The sequence below is a fragment of the Streptomyces sp. NPDC059906 genome (assembly GCF_042730645.1).
Lineage (GTDB): Bacteria > Actinomycetota > Actinomycetes > Streptomycetales > Streptomycetaceae > Streptomyces > Streptomyces rubrogriseus.
The window spans coordinates 113,060-133,158 of the sequence record NZ_JBHWKU010000008.1 but is presented as its reverse complement, the minus strand read 5'-3'; the positions used below and the strand labels follow the sequence as shown (position 1 = coordinate 133,158).

Below are 20,099 nucleotides of genomic sequence, written 5' to 3'. Positions count from 1 at the left end.
CGCAGGAGTTGACGGCCATGGCGATGTGGTGAGCCATGTCGCCGGGCGCGGGCGCCCCGGGTTCCGGCCCGGGGCGCCGACGCCTGCCCGCGCACGACGTACGGAGGTCTTCGCCGGTGCGAAAAAGCAGGCCGCCCGTGCCGCGGCAGGCGCCGGGGCGCGCCCTGGAAGTCCTGGTCCTGCTGTGCTCGGTCGCGGCGGCCGCGGCGGCGGTGGCCCAGCCCCTGGCCCTCGGCCGCACCCTGGATCTGCTCCTGCGCGACGGCGACGCCGGATGGTGGCTCCCGCTGAGCGCCGGGCTGCTCCTGGGCGAACTGCTGCTGGACAGCGCGACCTCGCTGTTCACCGGCCGCTGCAACGCCGCCTGGACGGCGTCCGTCCGCACCCGCGCCCTGCGTGGACTGCTGGGCACCGCCCCCGACCACGCGCGGCCGTACCCGCCGGGCGATATCGGGACCCGCCTGACCCTCAACTCCGCCGACGCGGGCGGCGCTCCGGCGGCCCGCGCGGCGCTGGCCGCCTCACTGATCACCCCGCTGGGCGCCCTGGTGGCGCTGGCGCTCGTCGACGTGTGGGTGGCGCTCTGCGTGCTGACCGGGCTGCCCGCCCTGGCGCTGCTGCTGCGCTCCTTCGCCCGCGACACCGGAGCCACGGTCGCCGCCTACCAGCGCACCCAGTCCCTGATCGCCTCCCGGCTCCTCGAAGCCCTGGAGGGCGCGGACACGATCGCCGCCGCGGGAACCGGAGAACGGGAGCGGGCCCGGGTCCTGGCACCGCTGGCTGAACTGGCCGCCCAGGGGCGGCACATGTGGACGCTGCACGGACGGGCGCTCGGCCGGAGCGGTGTCCTGGTCCCGCTGCTGACACTGGCCGCCACCGCCGTCGGCGGGCTGCGGCTGGCGGCCGGCGAACTGAGCGTGGGGGACCTGCTCGCCGTCGGCCGGTACGCGCAGCTCACGGCCGGCGTCGGCGCGGCGGCGTCCCTCCTCGGGGCGATCGTCCGGGCCCGCGAGGCACGGCGCCGGACCCGGGAGCTGGAACGGATGCCCGCGACGGCGTACGGCACGCGGCGGCTGCCTCCGGACGGTCCGGGAGAGCTGCGGCTGTGCGGGGTGCGCGTGCTGCGCGGCGGCAGGGAGGTGCTGCGCGCCGACGGTGTGCGGGTGCCGGGCGGCAGCACGGTCGCGGTGGTCGGCCGCAGCGGGGCGGGCAAGTCCGTCCTGGCGGCCGTCGCGGGACGGCTGATCGACCCCGACGAGGGACACGTACTGCTGGACGGCGTCCGGCTCGACCGCTTGACGCACGACGCGCTGCGCACCGAGGTGGCGTACGCCTTCGAACGTCCCGTACTGGGGGAGGGCACGGTCGCGGAGGCGGTCGCCACCGGGGCACGGCGGTCGTCGCGTGAGCGGGTACGCGAAGCCGCCCGGGCGGCGGGCGCCGACGGCTTCGTACGCCGGTTGCCGCACGGTTACGACACCCCGCTGCCGCAGGCACCCCTCTCGGGCGGGGAACACCAGCGGCTCGGACTGGCGCGGGCCTTCGCGCACGCCGGGCGGCTGCTGGTGCTGGACGACGCCACGTCCAGTCTCGACACCGCCACCGAGCACGAGGTGGACCTGGCGCTGCGTCGCTCGGTGCGGCCGGGGACCAGGCTCGTGGTGGCGCACCGCCCGTCGGTCGCGGACCGGGCCGACCTGGTGCTCTGGCTGGAGGACGGTGAGGTGCGCGCCGTCGGAACCCATCGCGAGCTGTGGCACACGGCGGGGTACCGGGAGGTCTTCGGCGCCGGCGCGGGAGCTGATGCCGGTGCTGATGCGGGTGCTGATGCCGGTTCCGGGCCCGGTTCCGGTGCTGGTGTCGGCGGGAGTGGCCCGGGGGCCGTACGCCGTCCTGAGCCCGAAGAGGCACGCCCGTGACGTCCGCCGAGGCCGGGGCACTGCGCCGCCTCGCACCGCCGGCCCGCCGCTTCCTCGCCCACCGCAAGGGCGTGCTGGTACGGCTCGCGCTCTGGTCGCTGGCCGAGTCGGGGCAGGCCTTCCTGGTCGGCCACGCGGTCGCGCGCTCCGTCGACGAGGGGTTCCTCGCCGGTGATCCGCGCCGGGGACTGCTGTGGCTCGGGGTCGCGCTGGTCGCCGTACTGTCCGGCGCCCGGGTGGTCCGGGGCGTGTTCGCGCAGCTCGCCGGGGTGACGGAGCCGCTGCGCGACGGCCTGGTGCGGCGTGCGGTCGACCGGTCCATGGCCCGGGCGGCGCCGGGCGGACCCGGCGGGACGGACCGCGCGGCCGTCTCGCGGCTGACGAACCAGGTCGAGATCGCCCGGGACAGCTTCGCCGGTCTCGTCCTCACCCTGCGGTCCTTCGTCTTCACCGCCGCCGGCGCCCTGCTCGGCCTGCTGTCCCTGCACCCGGCCCTGCTCGTGGTGGTGCTGCCCCCGCTGGCGGCCGGGCTCGCGCTGTTCCTGGTCACGCTGCGGCCCATGGCGGCCGCTCAGCGCCGGGCCCTGGCGGCCGACGAGGCGTTGGGCGACCACGCGGCGGGCGCGCGTGCGGCGTTGCGGGACCTCGCCGCCTGCGGGACCGGGCCCGGAGTGGAGCGGCGCGGCGCGGACCTGGTCGCCGACGCCGCCGCGGCCGCCCGGACGCTGGCCGGATGGGCGGCGGTGCGCACGGCGGCGCTCGGCGTCGCGGGCCACCTGCCGGTGCTGGCGCTGCTGGTGGCGGTGGAGTGGCTGCGCGGGCGCGGGGTGAGCGTGGGGGCGCTGCTGGGCGCGTTCACCTACCTCGTCCAGTCCCTGCTGCCCGCCCTGCACACCCTGATGACCGCGCTGGGCGCGGCCGGGTCCCGGCTGCTGGTCGTCCTCGACCGGATCCTCGGCCCGGAGCCGGAGCCGGAGCCGGAGCCGGAGCCGGAGCCGGAGCCGGAGCCGGAGTTGGGGTCGAGGTCGGAGCCGGAGTTGGGGCCGGTGCTGAAGTCGGAGTCGGGGCCGAGGACCGTGAGCGCACCGGCGGCGGCGGCTTTCGCGGTGGACACCGCTGTGGTCCCGGCGGTGGAACTGCGGGCCGTCACCCTGTCCTACGGCGTCCGCGCCGAGCCCGTCCTCGACGCGCTCGACCTGTGCGTCGCGCCGGGTGAACACCTCGCCGTCGTGGGACCGAGCGGCATCGGGAAGTCGACCCTCACCCGCCTCGTCGCGGGAACACTCGCGCCGAGCCGCGGCGAGGTACGCGTGGCCGGCCGCGTGGTGACGGGGCGCCCCGCCGCCGAGCTCGCCGCACTGCGGGTGCTGGTCCCGCAGGACGCCTACGTGTTCTCCGGCACCGTCGGCGACAACCTCGCGTACCTGAGGACGGACACGTGCCGGGCCGAACTCGACGCGGCGGTCGGGGTGTTCGGTCTCGGGCCCCTGGTCCAGCGCCTGGGCGGGCTGGACGCCACGGTGCGCCCCGCCGAGCTCTCGCCGGGGGAGCGGCAACTGGTCGCGCTGGTCCGCGCGTACCTGTCGCCCGCCCCCCTGCTGCTGCTCGACGAGGCCACCTGCCATCTCGACCCGGCCTCCGAGGCCCGCGCGGAGGAGGCCCTCGCCGGGCGGTCCAAAACCCTGGTCGTGGTGGCGCACCGGCTGTCCTCGGCGGTCCGTGCGGACCGGACGCTGGTGCTGGACGGCGTAGGGGCGCAGTGCGCAACGCACGCCGAACTGCTGGGCCGTTCGCCTCTCTACCGGGACCTGACGGGGCACTGGAACTCATGACGCGTCAGGTCCAGCCGGCGCTCTGGACGATGCGGATCGCGTCGACGCGGTTGCGGGCACCCACCTTCCGGACCGCCGTGGCCATGTAATTGCGGACCGTTCCCCGGGACAGGTGCAGACGCGCCGCGATCTCGGCGATCGGCGCCCCCTGCGAAGCCAGGGCCAGCACGCCCAGTTCCCTCGTGGTCAACGGCATCTCCGCGCCCTTCAGCAGGGCCACGGTGAGCGTCTCGTCCAGGAAGCGTTCGCCCCGGGCGACCGTGTGCACGGCGGTGATCAGCCGATGGGCCGGGGCGTTCTTGTCGACCAGCCCGAGGGCGCCCCCGTCGAACGCCCGGCGCAGCACTCCCGGCCGCTTGGCGGTCGCCAGGACCACGAGCCGGTCCCCGTACCGGGCCCGCAGGCGTCCGGCGCCTCCGTCCTGCGGCCCCGTCAGGCACTCTCCGTCCACGACACAGACGTCGGCGGGCAACGCCGCACTCAGCTCCGGACCGTCGGCGTCGAGGCAGTGCGAGGACACGTCCAGCGTGTCGTCGGATCTGAGCAGTTGCACCAGTGCCGACCGCAGCAGTTTCTCGTCGTGCACCACGGCAATACGAACCATCTCCCCCACCCCTTGTCAGCGGCGGCCCCGTCCGGGCCGCCGGGCTCCGCGCGCCCCCGCGCCATCGGGCCATGTGCCCCCATCCGGGACGGCGGAACACGACGCGTACGCACGTGCGAACCGCATCGGAGGCAATTCGCCGTCGTCAGAGCCTTGTCGGGGGACGGTCGAGACGGGTGCGGCAGCGAAGAAGGGCGGATAACACACCAATCCGCGGACGACCCAGGCCCGTGCGGGAACCGACGAGAGTCCGCCGTCCGCGCACCGCGGTCCCTGGCCTCCTGGCCAGGGCGGGTGCCGCTGCCCGGGGCCGGCCGCGCCCGCCGCCCGGGCCCGACCGGCCCGCGGTCCGGGCGGCACCGGGCCCGGCCGAAAACCGCCGCTGTCCAATCTGGCGCGAAAAGCACCGCGCGGTCGGCTCCCGTGGCTGTCGGTGGGTGCCCCTAGTCTTTGGCCAACGCCACAGCGGAGCGTGCCGATTCGGGGGCCCCGTGTGCTGTGCCGTGTGTTCCTAGTAGTGGGAGAGGCGAAGAGCTGATGGGTTGGCTGGCAGCGGGCGACACGTACGAAGTCGCCCTGGTGGAGGGCCGGGTGGTGGCGCGGTCCGCGTCCGCGAAGTCCCCGGCGCGGGGCAAGCGGGAACGAACGCCGCCCCCGGAGATACGGGACCGCCCCGAGGTGGTCGAACTCCAGCGCTTCGCCGAGTGGCTCGACCGGCACGCCGCCGAGTGCGTGGCGCGGGTCGACAACTGGATGGTGTCCTCGCTCCCGGTGCCCACCGGTCTGCTCGCGCGGGTCTGGCCCGACGAGGCGTGGCAGGCGGCCCTGCGGGACGTCGTCGTGGTCGGCGAGGGCCCCGACGAGGTCGGCTTCCTGCGCGACGCGGACGAGTCGCACGGACTGCGGGTGGTGAACCTGGACGGCGAGACCGTCCGCCTGACCCCCCGCACGGTGACCATGCCCCACCCGGTCCTCCTTCCCGACCTGGAGGAACTGCGCACCTTCGCCGCCGAGTCGGGCGTGGTGCAGGGCGTGGAGCAGATCCACCGGGCCACCTGGCCGGCGCCCGGGGACTCCTACGGCGGCGACACCGACGTGGTCACCGAGTTCGCGGGTGCCGAGTACCGCTCGTGGTTCCACCTCTCCGCCCGTGCCACGTCCCTCGGCTACCAGGTCTCCGGGGGCCGCATCGTCGACCGCGTCCGGGACGCGGGGCGCATCGTCACCGTCTCCGTCGGCATGAGCGATCCCTACACCGAGGAGAAGGCCTGGACCGGCGCTCTGGCCTGGAGCCACGAGGACGAGTACCGGAGCCTCCCGCTGCGCGAGGTCGGCCCCGTCGCCTGGTCCGAGGGCATGCGCATGGCGGCCGCCCTGCACGCCGGCCGCACCGTGCCCGCGGACGGCGCCGAGTGAACGCCACGGCAGCGGTACGCACCACACCCACGAAAGGCACACGATCATGAGCGACGGCACGACCCGGGACGGGGTGGCGGCAGAGGTGGAGGAGCTGCTGCGCGCCGGTGCGGTACTGCCGCCGGGCACCACCGGGGGCGGCGACCGCGCCGTGCCCGTGTTCACCCGGGCCTACCGGCATCCGGGACTGGACGACCGGATCGTCGTACGCCTGACGCCCGCCGACCCGTCCGGCACGGAACCCGCCGGGGGAGACCCGGCAGGCGGGGACGGTGGCGGGTTCCTCGGGCTGCTGCCCGTGGGCGAGCCGGTCGAGGTCGGTGTCGGACAGCACCGGGCCATGGGCTTCCCCGAGTGGGTGCTGGTCCGCCACCCCACCGACGGCCACCTCGCGATGTCCCTGGTCGAGGAGATGAACAAGGTCGCCAGGACGGTGCGCTCCCGGGCGAAGAGGGCCCGCGCCACCTACGAGTCGATCGGAGCCCGCCTCGCGGGTTCCGTGCCGCACTTCCTGCCCACCTTCTACGAGGAGGCCGGCCGGGTGTTCCTGGCCGCCGGCGAGAAGGCGTACGCCTCGCAGATGTTCGTCAACGCGCGCAAGGCCGAGACGGCCCACGCCCTGCCGTTCGACGAGGCCCGCATGGACGCGGTGTTCCTGGAGTTCGCCCTCGCCGACGCCATGCCGACCAAGGTGCTCTCCAGCTACGCCAAGGGACTCTCGTCCCGGGTGCCGGCCGCCACCGCCTTCCGGCACCTGCGCGGGCTCTTCGTCCGGCTCGCCGCGCACGGCGTGGCCCCGTCGAGTCCCGGCGCGGGCGATCTGCGCAGGCTGGCGAAGGCCGTCGCGGGCAGGAACGCGCTCGCCGAGGAAACGGCCTATCTGCGCGAGGTGCTGCCGCTGCCCGGCACCCGCAAGGCACCGCCCGGCTGGTGGAAGGCGCACCGCGCCGCCCTGACGGAGCTGACCCGGCGCGAACCCGCCGCCCGCGGCAACCTGCTCGCACTGCTCCCCTCGGAGTGGGAGCACGAGGAGCTGGGACAGTGGCTCGACCTGCTGGACAAGACCGGCGCCACCGAGGGACTGTGCGACGCCGCGCTGCCCGCCGAGGCCCGGTCCCCCGACGGCACCGCCGGCTGGACGCGCCGGTTCCTCGCCCTGTGCCGCACCCACGAGCGGCACATCGCACCGTCCGGGCTGTACCCCCTCGTCGACCGCATGGCCGGTGCCCTCCGCGCCGAACTGAACGACGAGGGCGGTACCTTGCGGCCGCCGGTCGGCGACGTCAACCTCCTCGACCAGCTCCTCGCCCTGGACATCCCGGTCGGGGACCCCGAGGACCGGCCGTGGCTCAACCTCCAGGACTGGGCGGACCGCGACGAACGGCGCGACCTCCTCGCCCTGGAGGCCGACACCCGCTTCCGGGAGGTGTTCCGCAGCGGCTGCCCCACCTACGAGCGCGAGGGCATCGACAAGCGCACCGTGACCCGGCTCGCCGAGTCGCCGGGCGGCCGCCCGATGCTCGCCGAGTGGGTGGCCGGGGTCAGCCGCGGCTACCTCACCAGCGGACTGGGCGACTTCGCCCTCAACAGCGGCCCGTTCGAGACGCTGAACTGGCTGCCGGGCGAGATCCTGGCGACCGCCGAGCAGGAGGTGCGCGGCGCGCTGGGCACCGGCATGGCGCCCGTGCTCGCCCGGGCCCTGCGCGACGGAATCGTCGACGAACTGGGCTGGCCCGCCTGGGACGAGGCGATCGGCGCGTCCGCGTCCCCGGAGCAGGCCCGCGCGACACGCGTGGCCGAGGCCTGGCCCCACCTCGTCGTCCTTCAGGGCACGCACGCCCGGGTGCTCGACGCGCAGGGCACGGTCCTCAGCCACGAGTTGCGCCTCCCGGACGAGGGGGGCCCGGGCCGCCCCGACGTCCGGTACGTGGACGGCCAACTGCTCGTCTCCTGGTACGCGTCCGCCACGTCCACCTCGCACGGCTACTGGTACCACCCCGACACGGGCATCTCGCCGCCCACGGAACTCGTCGGCGACGTCCGCTCCTCCTACGCCTGCCACGCGGACGGCAGCAAGGGGACGAACGGCATGCCGCCCGCCACCCTCCCGCTCCCCGGGGGCGGCACGACCAGCGGCCGTGGCGTGCTGCGGCCCGGGGACACCCACGTCCCGTGGCGGCGGCGGGTGATCGGCGACGGCACCTCGTACTGGGTCTGGGTCGACGACTGGTCCCGTGAGAAGAACAGCACCTGGCACGCCTACGACCCGGCCGACGACACGGTGGGCGAGCGCGGCGGTCCGGACTGGTTCGCCCAGGGGCTGCGCGCCGCACCGGAGGGCAGCACCCTCGGCACCACATGGCTGCTGCCCGCCCCGTCCACCGAACCGGGCCCGGTGTGCGCCCCGGTGGACGGGCTGCTCGGCTGGCGGGTGATCGTCCGGCCCGACGGCTCGCGGCAGGGAGAGGACCTGGCCGGCCACTCGGTCGTCGTACGGTGGCGGGTGGGCGGGAGCCCGGAGAACGCGCTGGTCTTCCCCGGCACCGACCGGGCCGTCACCGTGATGCGATGGTCGAGCAACCTCCAACTGCGGGACTCCGACCAGGCGGTGCTCGCCCACTTCACGCGTGATCAGACAGCCGGCCCCTTCTCCGCGGGCACCCCCCTGCTGCCGCCCCTGCGCTACTGGCACCTGCTCCGGCCCCGCGACCCGCAGGGCTCCGCGGCGCTCCGCCGGGTCGGCGACGACGTCGCGGCGGCCCTGCTGGCGGCGGCCGTCGCCGAGAGTGCCGGGGACGACGGGGCGGCGGACCGGGACGCGGTGCCCGGACCCGTCCGCACGCTCTTCCCGGAGGTCGGCGACGAGGCGCTGCTCCGGGGCATCACCGGCGTGGCCCGCTACGCCGCCGAGCAACAGGGCGTCCTGGACGGGCTGCTCGCCCGGCTGGACTCGGCGGTCCGGGGCATCACCCCGGAGGAACCGCGGCCCGCGCTCGGCGACCGCCTGCTCGCCTCCGCGCTGAACGGCGTCGGCCTGACCGAACGCGACGCACGCCGGTACTACGACTTCCAGCACAGCCTCTTCGAGCTGCCGCAGCTCCTCGCCCGCTCGATGAAGGGGCCGGCCGAGCCCGCCCCCGCGGGCATCCTGCACCTGTCGCTGGACAGGAGGGGCCCGTTGGAGCGCCTGAACGCGGTGGCCCTGCCCGAACTGCCCGCCGTGGTGGCGCTCAGGGCGGCCTCGGAGGCCACCGTGCCGGAGTACCGGGAGGCGCTGGACACCTTCCTCGGTGAACTGGACGCGCAGGGGCTGACGGAGCTGGACCCCGGCCACTGGCGCCGGGTGCACCTGGCCTTCGACCCCGACACCTTCGACGGGCCGGGCGCCACGTACGGGTACGGGAGGGGGACCGTGCTCAACCTGGACGGCGGCGCTTTCCTCGTCTTCCCGGACGACTGGTACCAGTTCGTCCGCGAGTACGGGTACTACGAGATCAAGGGCAAGCACTACGGCGCGATTCACCACGACCCGTCCGGCCGCTTCGAGACGCCGGCCCCCTACACGCCGGTGTCCCAGGAGCCGTTCGTGCCGGAGCCGACCCGGGCACCGGGCTGGGTCGCCGCCTTCCGCGCCGAACTGGCCGAGCGCGGCCCCGCGCCCTGGCGCCCCGAGGCGGCCGAGGAGTTCGCCCGGCTCACCGGCGTCACCCCGACCACGGCCCGGCTGGTGCTCGCCGGCATGCCGCAGACCGACGACAAGCGCACGAGCGTGCCCGCCGCGACCCTCAAGGTCGTCGGGGTGAAGTCCGCCGACGCCCGCGTGTCCAAGGAGGAGCTGAGGTCCCTGGACAGCGGCGCCCTGCGGGCCGTCGTGGCGGCACTGCTGCCCACCGAACCCTCCCGGCTGTGGACGCACGGCCCCGACACCGCCCGCGCGGCCGAGGTCTGGAACGGGCGTTTCGGCCGGCGGACCCCGCTGCCCGAAGAGGTGCTGCACGACGCCGTCCGCACCGTCGAGCCCGTCGGCTGGGCACCCGCCGACGCCCTGCGCGGCTTCGTGGACCTGGCCACCGAGCCCCGGCTGACGAAGGACCTGACCTGGAGCATCGGCCGCTACTACGTGGAGTCCGCCGAGAAGTCGCCCGGCTTCGACGGCTCGGTCCTCAAGGGCTCGGTGTCCCTGGCCGCATGGCTCGCCCACCGGCTCCCGTCCGGCGACCCGCTGCGCGCCGCCCTGCCCGGCGTCCTGACCGCGCTGCGCGAACGGCTGGCCCATCCCGGCCTGCTGCTCGCCCTCGACCGGCGGGTGGTCGACTGGGAGGCGTTCCGGCGGGCCGCCGCAGACCCCGCCGAGACGGGCGAGGGCTTCGAGCGCCACGGCTCGGTCGTCCTGGGCACCGAGCGGACGGAACCGGTCCCCGCCGTCCGGCCCGCGCTGCTGGACGCCGCCGGTCACGACCCGCACCTGGCGGCACTGTTCACCGGCGAGCGGCCGAACGCCCAGGAGACCGCACTGCGCCTGGTCCACGACCGGCCGTTCGCCGAACTGCTCGCCGACCCGGGCCACCCGATGGCGGGAGAGCGCGACGCGGACGGGCTGTGGTGGCCCCAGGACCCCGCCCGCTCGGTGCCCGACCTGGTCGGCGAGGCGGCCAAGCGGTACGGCATCGGCGAGGACGCCGCCGTCCTCTACCTGATGCTGCTCGCCATGCCGGACCCCACCGACCGCAACACCGCCCGCTGGACCGGCTGGGGCGGGCAGCGCGGCGGAACGGCCAGGCTCCGCGCGGCCCGCGCCGAACTGGCCGCCACCGACCTCGTGGTCGAGGGCAGCCGTTCCAAGGCCGGACGCTCGCTGTTCCTGCCCGGCGGCTGGACCCGGCCGCCGAACCCGCACCTCCCCCTGGAGCGGTGGAAGCTGCCGATGTACGACCTGCTGGAGGGCGAGGCGCCGGTCCTGGGGGTCGTCGTGCCCACCCGGCCCGTCGCCGGGCTGTACCGGGAGGCCTGGCAGCGCGTCCAGGACGGGGACGGGCCGCGCCTGGAGGAACTGGAGGTGCCGCGGCCGGGCAGGCGCCGCCGCTGACGTCCGCCACCGAAGGGGACGGCCGTCGGGCGGCCGTCCCCGCCTCCTCCTTGTCCACCTTCCGCACGCCCACGCACCTGGACCCATGACCGCACGCAAAGAGACCGTCACCGAGGTGGTGGTGCCTACGGCTGGCACGCAGCCGTACCTGATCGGCATACGTCACCACAGTCCGGCACTGGCCGTCGCCGTCCCCCGGTTGCTGGACGCCGCGGACGCCGAGGTCGTCTGCGTGGAACTGCCGGCCGACTTCCAGCCCTGGCTGCCGTACCTCGCCGATCCGCGGACCGTGGCGCCGGTGGCCCTGAGCGGCGCCCACGGGGACGGCCGGCTGCGGCTCCACCCGCTCGCCGACTTCTCGCCGGAACTGGCGGCGATCCGCTGGGCGCGGGAACGGGGCGCGGAGGTGGTCTGCTGCGATCTGCCGCTGGCGGACCCGGCGTGGTTCGGCGGAGCGCCGGACAAAACCGCCGTCGACGTCGAGGAGTTGTGGGACCGCACCGTCGAGGCACTGGCGCCGGGCAGCGTTCCCGAGGCCGTGCGCCGCGCCGCCCTCGCCTTCGGGCGGGCGCTGCGCGACGACACCGCGGCCCACGCCGGGATCGGTGCCGGTGACCTCGCCCGCGAGGCACACATGCGCCGGGTCCTCGCCGCCCAGGGGCAGCGCCGGGTCGCGGCGGTGATCGGCGCCTTCCACGTGCCCGGACTGTCCGACGAGGGCACCCCGGGGCCGGTGGCGGAGACCGGGCCGGACGCGGGGCCGGGGGCGGGCTCCCCGGTCGTCACGTCCCTCGTGCCGTACGCCTTCGCCCTGCTGGACCCCGGCTCCGGGTACCCCGCCGGCATCCGCGCCCCGCGCTGGCGGCAGGCGGTGCTCGACGCCGGTGGCGACCCCGGCCGCGTCCGTGCCGCCGCCGCCCGGTTCCTCACCGAAGTGTGCCGGGAGATCCGCGCGTCCGGCGACCCGGCGGGCACCGGTGAGGCCGTCGAGGCCCTGCGGCTGGCCGGTGACCTCGGCACCCTGCGCGGTCTGCCCGCACCGGGCCGCCGGGAACTGGTGGAGGCGGTGACGTCCGTACTCGGCCGGGGCCAGGCCCTCGACCGGGAGTTGGGCGCCGTCCTGGTCGGCACGGGACGCGGCCGCCTCGCGCCCGGCACCCCCCGCTCCGGACTCGGACCCTGGGTGGAGGCCGAACTGGCCGCGCTGCGGCTGCCCGGCCCGGGCGGCCCGGGCAGCCGGGACCTCCGGCTCACGCCGCTGCGCTCCGCGCTCGACGCCCGGCGCGAGATCCTGCTCCAGCGCCTGAGGGAATGCGGGGTGGGCTACGCGGAGCCCGTCGAGGTGACCGCGGCCGGGGAGGGCAGTGCGCTCACCACCCGGTGGCGGGCCGCGTGGACCCCGTCGGTCGCCGCCCGCCTCGACCTCGTCGGCGTGCGCGGGGTGACCGCCGCCCAGGCGGCCGACGGCACCCTCCGGGAGAACCACCGCAGGGCGGCCGAGGCCGGGCGGGTCACCCCCGCCCGGGTCGTCGCCCTCCTGGGGGCCGCGGCCCGGTGCGCCCTCACGGACCTGCTCCACGACGGCCTCACCGAGGCCGAGCGCGTCCTGCCGGGCGCCGCCGCACTGCCCGAACTCCTCGATACCCTGGACCTGTTGGAGTCCATACGCCGACGGCACCTGCCCGGCACCACCGAACGCGTCCGGACCCGGGCGGCCCGGCTCGCCGGCCTCCTGCTGGACGCCGCCGTCCGCGTCCTGCCCGGGCTGGCGGGCAGCGACGAGCCCCGGGACGCCGTCGCGGTCGTCACCCTCGCCGTCCGCAGCGCCGCGGACCGGCTCGGCCTCCGGCTGGACGGCGAGCTGTACGCGCTCTCCCGCAGCGGCTCCCCGCTCCTCCAGGGCGCCGCCCAGGCCGCCCGGGTACTGCTGGACCTCGACGGCTCGGACCTGCTCGGGACGAGGCTCGCCGGCTGGGTGGACACGGCGACCGGGCCCGACGGACGGCGACGGTTGGAGCGCCGGCTCACCGGGGTGCTGGTCGCGGCCGGATTCCTGATCGAGTCCGCGTCCCCCGCCCTCGGCCCGCTGTTCGAGCGCGTGGAGACCATGAGCGACCGCGGCTTCCTCGACCGGCTGTACGCCCTGCGCGGCGGCTTCCGGGCGCTCACCCCGCAGGGACGGACCCGTGTCCTCACGGCCGTCTCCGACCGCCTGGGCGACCGGCCCGACCTGCGGCTCCCCGCGCCGGCCGAGCTGGTCGGGCGGTGGGCCGCGGCCGACGGGGAGGGCTTCGCCCTGCTCCGGGAGCTGGGCCTGGCGGACCTGGTGAACGCCCCGGCGGCAATGGACGCCGGGGCGGCGCCGGCTCCCGCGCCGCCGACGGAGCCCTCCGGCGCCGGGGCCCCGCACCGAGCCGGAGCCCCACGGCTCGGGCCCGCGGACCGCTGGCGGCTGCTGCTCGGCCGCGACACCGCGAGACTCCCCGCGGCCCTGCGGCCGTACGCCCGGGCACTCGACGAACTCTTCGACCGGGAGGGCGAGGAGGCGGCCGAGGAGAGCCGGGAGACCAAAGCGGGCGGGGACGGCGGCGAGCCGGAACCCGGCGCGAGCGGGACCATGGGAGGCGGCGGCGAGGACCGGACCGGCGGCGGAGCCCGGAGCTTTCCCAGCGTCCGGCACTGGGCCGAGGACCTCCGGACGCTGTTCGGCGCGGAGATCCGGGAGGAAGTCCTCGCACGTGCCGTCACCGACGGCCGTACGGACGCCATCGCCCTGCTCGACCCGGCCTCGGCTCGGCCCTCCGTGGAACTGCTGTCCGCCGTGCTGACCCTGGCCAGGGGGATGCCCGAGCAGCGGGTGGCGAGCCTGAGGCCGCTGGTGAAGCGGCTGGTCGAGGAACTCACCAAGGAACTCGCCACCCGCCTGCGCCCCACCCTGACGGGCCTGGCCACCCCGCGCCCCACCCGGCGCCCCGGCGGCCCCCTCGACCTGCCCCGCACGCTGCGGGCCAACCTCGCGCACATCCGCCGCCGGGAGGACGGGCGGGTCGAAGTCGTCCCCGAGCAGCCGGTGTTCAGGACCCGGACCGCACGGCAGAACGACTGGCGGCTGATCCTGGTCGTCGACGTCTCCGCCTCCATGGAGACCTCGGTCGTCTGGTCGGCGCTCACCGCCGCGATCCTGGGCGGGGCACCCATGCTCTCCACCCACTTCCTCACCTTCAGCACCCAGGTCGCCGACCTCACCGGCCTGGTCGCCGACCCCCTCTCCCTGCTGCTCGAGGTGGAGGTCGGCGGCGGGACACACGTCGCGGCCGGTCTCGCCCACGCCCGCTCCCTGGTGAAGGTGCCCGACCGGACCCTGGTGGTGGTCGTCAGCGACTTCGAGGAGGGCGCCGCCGTCGACGGGCTGCTGGCCGAGGCCAGGGCCCTGGTGTCCGCCGGCGTCCGGCTGCTGGGCTGCGCCGCGCTGGACGGCGAGGGAACGCCCCGTTACTCCGTGCCCGTCACCCGTCGACTCGTGGCCGCCGGAATGCCGGTGGCCGCCCTCGGCCCGCTCTCGCTCGCCCGCTGGGTCGGCGCGCAGGTCCGTGGAGCCGCCCGATGACCCGTTACCGCCCGGGCGCCGCCCCCTCGCTCCCGCCGGTCGCGCCGGAGGTGTTCGCCGCCGCGGTGGAAGGCCTGTCCACCCGGTTGCGCCGCCGACTCGACGCGGCCGTCGAGTCGCTGGCCGCCACCCCCGTCGACGCCGCCGAGGACGGCACGTACGGCATCCGCTGCGGCGAGGACGCGCTGGTCACCCTGGCCCCCGGCCCGTCCGGCACGATCACCTCACCGGACCAGGCCCGCTGCACCTGCCTCCTGACCCCGCGCTGCCTGCACCGCACCGCAGCCCTGGGCACCGCCCCGGTCGCGGCCCCGACCCCGCCCACCGAAACGGCTGCGTGTGCTGGGGCGGTCCCGTCTGCTGGGGTGGCCCCGTTCGGCGAAATAGCCGCGTCTGCTGGGGCGGTTGCGTGTGCTGGAGCGGTCCCGTCTGCTGGGGCGGCTGCGTGTGCCGAAACGGTCCCGTCCGCTGGGGTGGCCCCGTCCGGCGAAACGGCTGCGTCTGCTGGGGCGGTTGCGTGTGCTGGAGCGGTCCCGTCTGCTGGGGCGGCCCCGTCCGCCGAAACAGCCGCGTCCGCTGCAACGGCTGCGTTCGCTGGAACGGTTCCGTCCGCCGTACCTGCCTTGCCCACCGCCCCGGCCCTGTCCACCGCTGCGGCCACCCTTGCCGCGCGCCGGCCCTCCGCCGGGCAGGTCCGTGCCGCCGAGGGGCTGTGGACGGCGGCCGCGGCCGTCCTGGCGGCCGGGATCACCGCCGCGGGCTCGGTCGCGCAGGCCGAGTTGCTCCGGGCCGCGCACACCGCTCGCCTGGCCGGCCTGCACCGTGCGGAGGGCGCGGCCCTCGACGTCGTACGGCACCTGCGCGACGCGCGCGGCCCGCAGGGCGCCCACCGGGTCCAGCGGCCCGCCGAGTCGGTCGCCGCCCTGCGGGAACTCCTCCTCGTCACCCACCGACTGAAGGCGGCCGACCTCGACCCCGGGCTGATCGGCGCCGTCCACCACCACCGCCCCGACGGGCCGCTGCGCCTCTACGGCGTCTGCCGGGAACCGGTCGTCGGACCCGGTGCCCTCGGCGGTGTCCTCACCCATCTCGTCGACGACGCCGGCCGCTGGTACACCCTCCGCGACGTCGCACCGGGGGGAGCGGAGCGAGCCCGCCGGGCCGGCACCGCCAACGTCGCCGTCCGGTCCTTCCTGAGCGATCACGAGCGGCTGTCCCGCGGCGGTCTGGTCGTCACCGGGGCCGTCGTCGCCCCGGACGGCCGCCTGCTCGCGGAGCCCGGCGTCCGGGCCACGTTCGCCGCCGGACGCCCCTGGGCCGGCTTCCTGCCCGCGGCCGCCGCCGACGGGACCGGGGGTGCCCCGCCGCTGACCGGGTGCGACGTGGAGATCGTCGCCGCGGACGGCGAGGCGGTGCTGGCCCGGGTCGACACCGGCGACGGTCCGGGGCCGACCGTCCGGCTGGCACCGGCCCACCGGCATCCCGCCCTCGCGCACACCGCGAACCTCCGGCGCCTCGGCGGGTGCCCGGGGCTGCGGGTACGGGTGCTCGGGCGCGTCGACCCCGACCGGGTCACGACCCTGCGCCCCCTGGCCGTCGGGCCGGTTCCCGGACCCGGGGCGGCGACCCTCCGCCTCCCAGAGGACTGGCGGGACCGCGCCGACCTCGGCTACGACCGGCTGTGCGACGCGCACTTCCCGGCAGCGGCTCCCGGCCCGGCCCCGTCACCGGCCCCGCTCGCCGCTGCCGACGCCAGGCCGGTCGACTCGCCGCTCCGGCGAGTGCGCGACCTGGTCGAACTGACGGTCACGGGCGGACGGCGCGCCGCCGCGGAACCCGCGCGCGACAGCGACCGCGGCGCCCACGCCGCCGCGCTGCGCCGCGGCGGGTTCGCCACCGGCGCGGACCTGTTCGCCGCGCTCGGCGCGGTGGCCGCCCGCAGTCCCCGGGACGCCTTCGGCCGCCCGGCCGGGGACGACCTGGACCAGTACGCGGCCCAGTGGCTGGCCACCGCCGTCTACGTCACCGGCACGGAAGCGGCCCTGGGGCGCGACCTCTGGCACCGGTGAGCAGGAAGCCCGGCGGGAAGGCCCGGTGTCAGCGCCGCAGTTCGTCGTGCGCCGTCTCCGGCAGCCGCAGGTACACCAGCGAGGACAGCAGGCACAGCACGGCGACGTACCAGGGGAATATCCCGGAGTGGCCCAGGTCCTTGAAGAGCGTGCCCACGTACGGTGCCGTGCCGCCGAACAGCGCCACCGTGAGCGAGTAGGGAAAGCCGATCCCGGCCGCCCGCACCCGGGGCGGGAAGACCTCCGCGTTGACGGCGGCGCTGATCGAGGTGAAGCCGGTGAGCAGCACCATCCCGGCGCACTGCACGAGCAGCAGGACGGCGAAGGAGTCGCGCAGGGAGTGCAGCAGCGGCACGCTCAGCAGCGCGAAGCCCACGCCGAAGAAGAGCAGCAGGGGACGGCGCCCGAACCGGTCGGAGAGCAGGCCGCCGAGTGGCTGGAGCAGCCCGAAGAAGGCCAGCGAGATCGTCCCGGCGAGCAGCGCGTCCGACTTGGCCACGCCCGCGTTCAGTTCGGCGTACGTCGGCAGGTACGACGTCCAGGTGTAGTAGGCGATGGTGCCGCCCGCCGTGATGCCGCAGATCAGCAGGGACTCGCGCGGATGGCGGCGCAGTGCCTCGAAGAGGGCCGGACGCGGCGCCCGTTGCTGCTCGGTGCTGCGGGTCTCCTGGGCGCCCTGCCGGATCCAGAAGCCGACCAGGCTGAGGACGGCGCCGAACACGAAGGGGAGCCGCCACCCCCAGCCGTTCATCCGGTCCTCGCTCAACGTGTCCACCAGCAGCGTCGCGATCCCGGACGCCACCAGCTGCCCCGCCGTGGTCGAGACGTACTGGAAGCTGGAGAACAGGCCGCGCCGCCCCGGCCCCGCCGACTCCACCAGGAAGGTCGTCGAGGCCGCGAACTCGCCGCCCACCGAAAGCCCCTGGAGCAGCCGCGCGACCACGAGGAACACCGGGGCCAGCACACCGGCCGCCGCGTACGTCGGGGTCAGCCCGACCAGCAGACTGCTGCCGCCCATCAGCAGGATGGTGACGGTCAGCGCGGCGCGCCGCCCCCGCCGGTCCGCGATCGCCCCCATCAGCAGCCCGCCCACGGGCCGCATGAAGAAGCCCACCGCGAACACGGCGAACGTCGACAGCAGCGGCACCAGCGAGTTGTCCGCGCCCTTCGGGAAGACCTGGTCCGCGATGTAGGTCGCCAGGAAGGTGTAGGCGTACCAGTCGTACCACTCCACCGCGTTGCCCACCGAGGCGGCGAGGAGCTGGCGTACGGGCCGTCGGGCCGGGGGTGCCGGTGCTTCCGTGTCCATGCCTGTCATGATCGCGACCATCCCCGGGCGGGAGGCCCGGCACACCTCGCGTACCGGTGACTTTCACACCAGCGCCACCGGACCCTTCCCTGACGTTTGCTGCTCCTGGAACACTCCTTTCGCGCGCAATCCGTCATCACCCGGCACCGTCCGGCCGGTTGAACCCCCCAAGGCGAGAGGTCCCTCACCCCCATGGCCGAAGTGAACCGGCGCAGATTCCTTCAACTCGCGGGCGCCACCACGGCGTTCAGCGCCCTGTCCGCGAGCATCGACCGGGCCGCGGCACTCCCGGCGAACCACCGCTCGGGGTCGATCGAGGACGTCGAGCACATCGTCGTCCTGATGCAGGAGAACCGTTCGTTCGACCACTACTTCGGCAGGCTGCGCGGGGTCCGCGGCTTCGGCGACCCGCACCCGGTGCGACTGGACGACGGCAGGTCGGTGTGGCACCAGCGCAAGGGCGACGGCACCGAGGTGCTGCCCTTCCACCCGGAGGCCGACGACCTCGGCATGCAGTTCCTCGAAGGGCTCCCGCACGGCTGGTCCGACGGCCAGGACGCCTACCACGACGCCAAGTACGACCGCTGGCTGCCCGCCAAGGGCACCACCACCATGGCGTACCTGACTCGCGAGGACATCCCCTTCCACTACGCGCTCGCCGACACCTTCACCGTCTGCGACGCCTACCACTGCTCCTTCATCGGCTCCACCGACCCCAACCGCTACTACCTGTGGTCGGGTCACACGGGCAACGACGGCGCGGGCGGCGGCCCGGTCCTCGGCAACGACGAACTCGGCTACGACTGGACGACGTACCCCGAGCGCCTGGAGGCGGCCGGGGTCTCCTGGAAGATCTACCAGGACGTCGGCGACGGCCTCGACGCGGCCGGCCACTGGGGCTGGATCGACGACGCCTACCGGGGCAACTACGGCGACAACTCCCTGCTGTACTTCAACAAGTACCGCGACGCCAAGCCCGGCGACCCCTTGTACGACAAGGCCCGCACCGGCACCGACGCCAAGGGCGGCGAGGGCTACTTCGACCGGCTGCGCGCCGACGTCAAGGCGGGCAAGCTGCCGAAGATCTCCTGGATCGCCGCCCCGGAGGCGTTCTCCGAGCACTCCAACTGGCCGTCGAACTACGGCGCCTGGTACATCTCCCAGGTCCTGGACGCGCTCACCTCCAACCCGGCGGTGTGGGCGAAGACGGCCCTGTTCATCACGTACGACGAGAACGACGGCTTCTTCGACCACGTGGTGCCGCCGCTGCCGCCGAAGTCCGCCGCGCAGGGCCGCTCCACCGTCGACGTCTCCCTGGACGTCTTCGAGGGCAGCGCCGCCCACCGCGAGGGCTTCTACGGGCTGGGCCCGCGCGTGCCCATGCTGGTCGTCTCGCCCTGGAGCAAGGGCGGATTCGTCTGCTCCGAGACCTTCGACCACACCTCGGTCATCCGCTTCATGGAGCGCCGCTTCGGCGTCCGCGAGCCGAACATCTCACCCTGGCGGCGTGCCGTCTGCGGCGACCTGACCTCGGCCTTCGACTTCTCCCGCACGGACAGCCGCCCGGCCCGGCTGCCGGACACCGACGCCTACGAGCCGCCGGACCGCGAACGCCACCCCGACTACCGCCCGACGCCGCCCGCGGACCCCGGCATGCCCCGGCAGGAACGCGGGACACGCCCCACCCGGCCGCTGCGCTACGCCCCGCACGTGGACGGGGCCGTGGACACGGCGGCCGGGAAGTTCACGCTGGCCTTCGCCTCCGGCGCCCGGGCCGGAGCCGCCTTCCTCGTCACCTCCGGCAACCGCACCGACGGCCCCTGGACGTACACCACCGAGGCCGGCAAGACCCTCGCGGACACCTGGAACTCGGCCTACTCCGGCGGCTCCTACGACCTGACCGTGCACGGCCCGGCCGGATTCCTGCGGGTCTTCCGGGGCGCCAACGAGGTCGCCGGGCCCACCGGCCCCGAGGTCACGGCACGGCACCACGGCGAAGACCTCCGGCTGACCCTCACCCACACCGGCACCGGCACGGTCCGGCTCCGGATCGCGAACGCCCACGACGGCCGCACCCGCACCGTCACCGTCCGCCCCGGCGCCACCGTGCACCACACCGTCGGCCTCGCGCGCAGCCGGCGCTGGTACGACGTGACGGTCACCTCCGAGACCGACCCCGCCTTCCTGCGCCGCTTCGCCGGGCACGTGGAGAACGGCCGGCCGGGGACCAGCGACCCGGCGATCGTCACCGACTGAG

10 protein-coding genes are annotated in these 20,099 nt (G+C 75.5%); 7 read left to right on the top strand and 3 right to left on the bottom strand.

What is annotated here, in order from left to right; translation table 11 throughout:
- The first annotated feature begins 35 nt into the window (after positions 1-35).
- Entirely contained in the window at positions 36-1,919 is a 1,884-nt protein-coding gene (locus ACFV9J_RS15390) for an ATP-binding cassette domain-containing protein (RefSeq protein ID WP_385354312.1), read from the top strand.
- Entirely contained in the window at positions 1,916-3,751 is a 1,836-nt protein-coding gene (locus tag ACFV9J_RS15385) for an ATP-binding cassette domain-containing protein (protein ID WP_385354310.1), read from the top strand. The genes ACFV9J_RS15390 and ACFV9J_RS15385 overlap by 4 nt, the downstream gene beginning before the upstream one ends.
- A gap of 4 nt (positions 3,752-3,755) precedes the next feature.
- Here the strand turns inward: ACFV9J_RS15385 and ramR are convergent, their stop codons facing one another.
- The gene (gene ramR / locus ACFV9J_RS15380) at positions 3,756-4,364 is read right to left on the bottom strand and encodes a two-component system response regulator RamR (RefSeq protein WP_385354308.1); all 609 of its coding nucleotides are present in this window, start codon (positions 4,362-4,364) and stop codon (positions 3,756-3,758) included.
- 528 nt (positions 4,365-4,892) lie between these two features.
- Between ramR and ACFV9J_RS15375 the strand changes: the two genes are divergently transcribed.
- From ACFV9J_RS15375 to ACFV9J_RS15365, 3 genes are all read left to right on the top strand, one after another.
- Positions 4,893-5,771, top strand: coding sequence for a DUF4132 domain-containing protein (locus ACFV9J_RS15375; RefSeq protein ID WP_385354306.1), 879 nt, complete (start codon positions 4,893-4,895; stop codon positions 5,769-5,771).
- 46 nt (positions 5,772-5,817) lie between these two features.
- Entirely contained in the window at positions 5,818-10,857 is a 5,040-nt protein-coding gene (locus ACFV9J_RS15370; RefSeq protein ID WP_385354304.1) for a DNA-binding protein, read from the top strand.
- A gap of 85 nt (positions 10,858-10,942) precedes the next feature.
- Entirely contained in the window at positions 10,943-14,464 is a 3,522-nt protein-coding gene (locus tag ACFV9J_RS15365; protein WP_385354302.1) for a DUF5682 family protein, read from the top strand.
- Between the two features lie 4 nt (positions 14,465-14,468).
- Here the strand turns inward: ACFV9J_RS15365 and ACFV9J_RS15360 are convergent, their stop codons facing one another.
- Entirely contained in the window at positions 14,469-14,711 is a 243-nt protein-coding gene (locus ACFV9J_RS15360) for a hypothetical protein (RefSeq protein WP_385354300.1), read from the bottom strand.
- 376 nt (positions 14,712-15,087) lie between these two features.
- On the opposite strand from ACFV9J_RS15360, the gene ACFV9J_RS15355 reads away from it, so the two are divergent.
- A complete protein-coding gene (locus ACFV9J_RS15355) occupies positions 15,088-16,533 on the top strand; it encodes a hypothetical protein (RefSeq protein WP_385354298.1) in 1,446 nt (481 codons plus the stop codon).
- 28 nt (positions 16,534-16,561) lie between these two features.
- Here the strand turns inward: ACFV9J_RS15355 and ACFV9J_RS15350 are convergent, their stop codons facing one another.
- Complete coding sequence (locus ACFV9J_RS15350; protein ID WP_385354296.1) at positions 16,562-17,863, bottom strand: MFS transporter; 1,302 nt, start codon at positions 17,861-17,863, stop codon at positions 16,562-16,564.
- 171 nt (positions 17,864-18,034) lie between these two features.
- Between ACFV9J_RS15350 and ACFV9J_RS15345 the strand changes: the two genes are divergently transcribed.
- Positions 18,035-20,098: a phosphocholine-specific phospholipase C gene (locus tag ACFV9J_RS15345; RefSeq protein WP_385354294.1), complete on the top strand. Its 2,064-nt coding sequence runs from the start codon at positions 18,035-18,037 to the stop codon at positions 20,096-20,098.
- Position 20,099 lies beyond the last annotated feature (1 nt).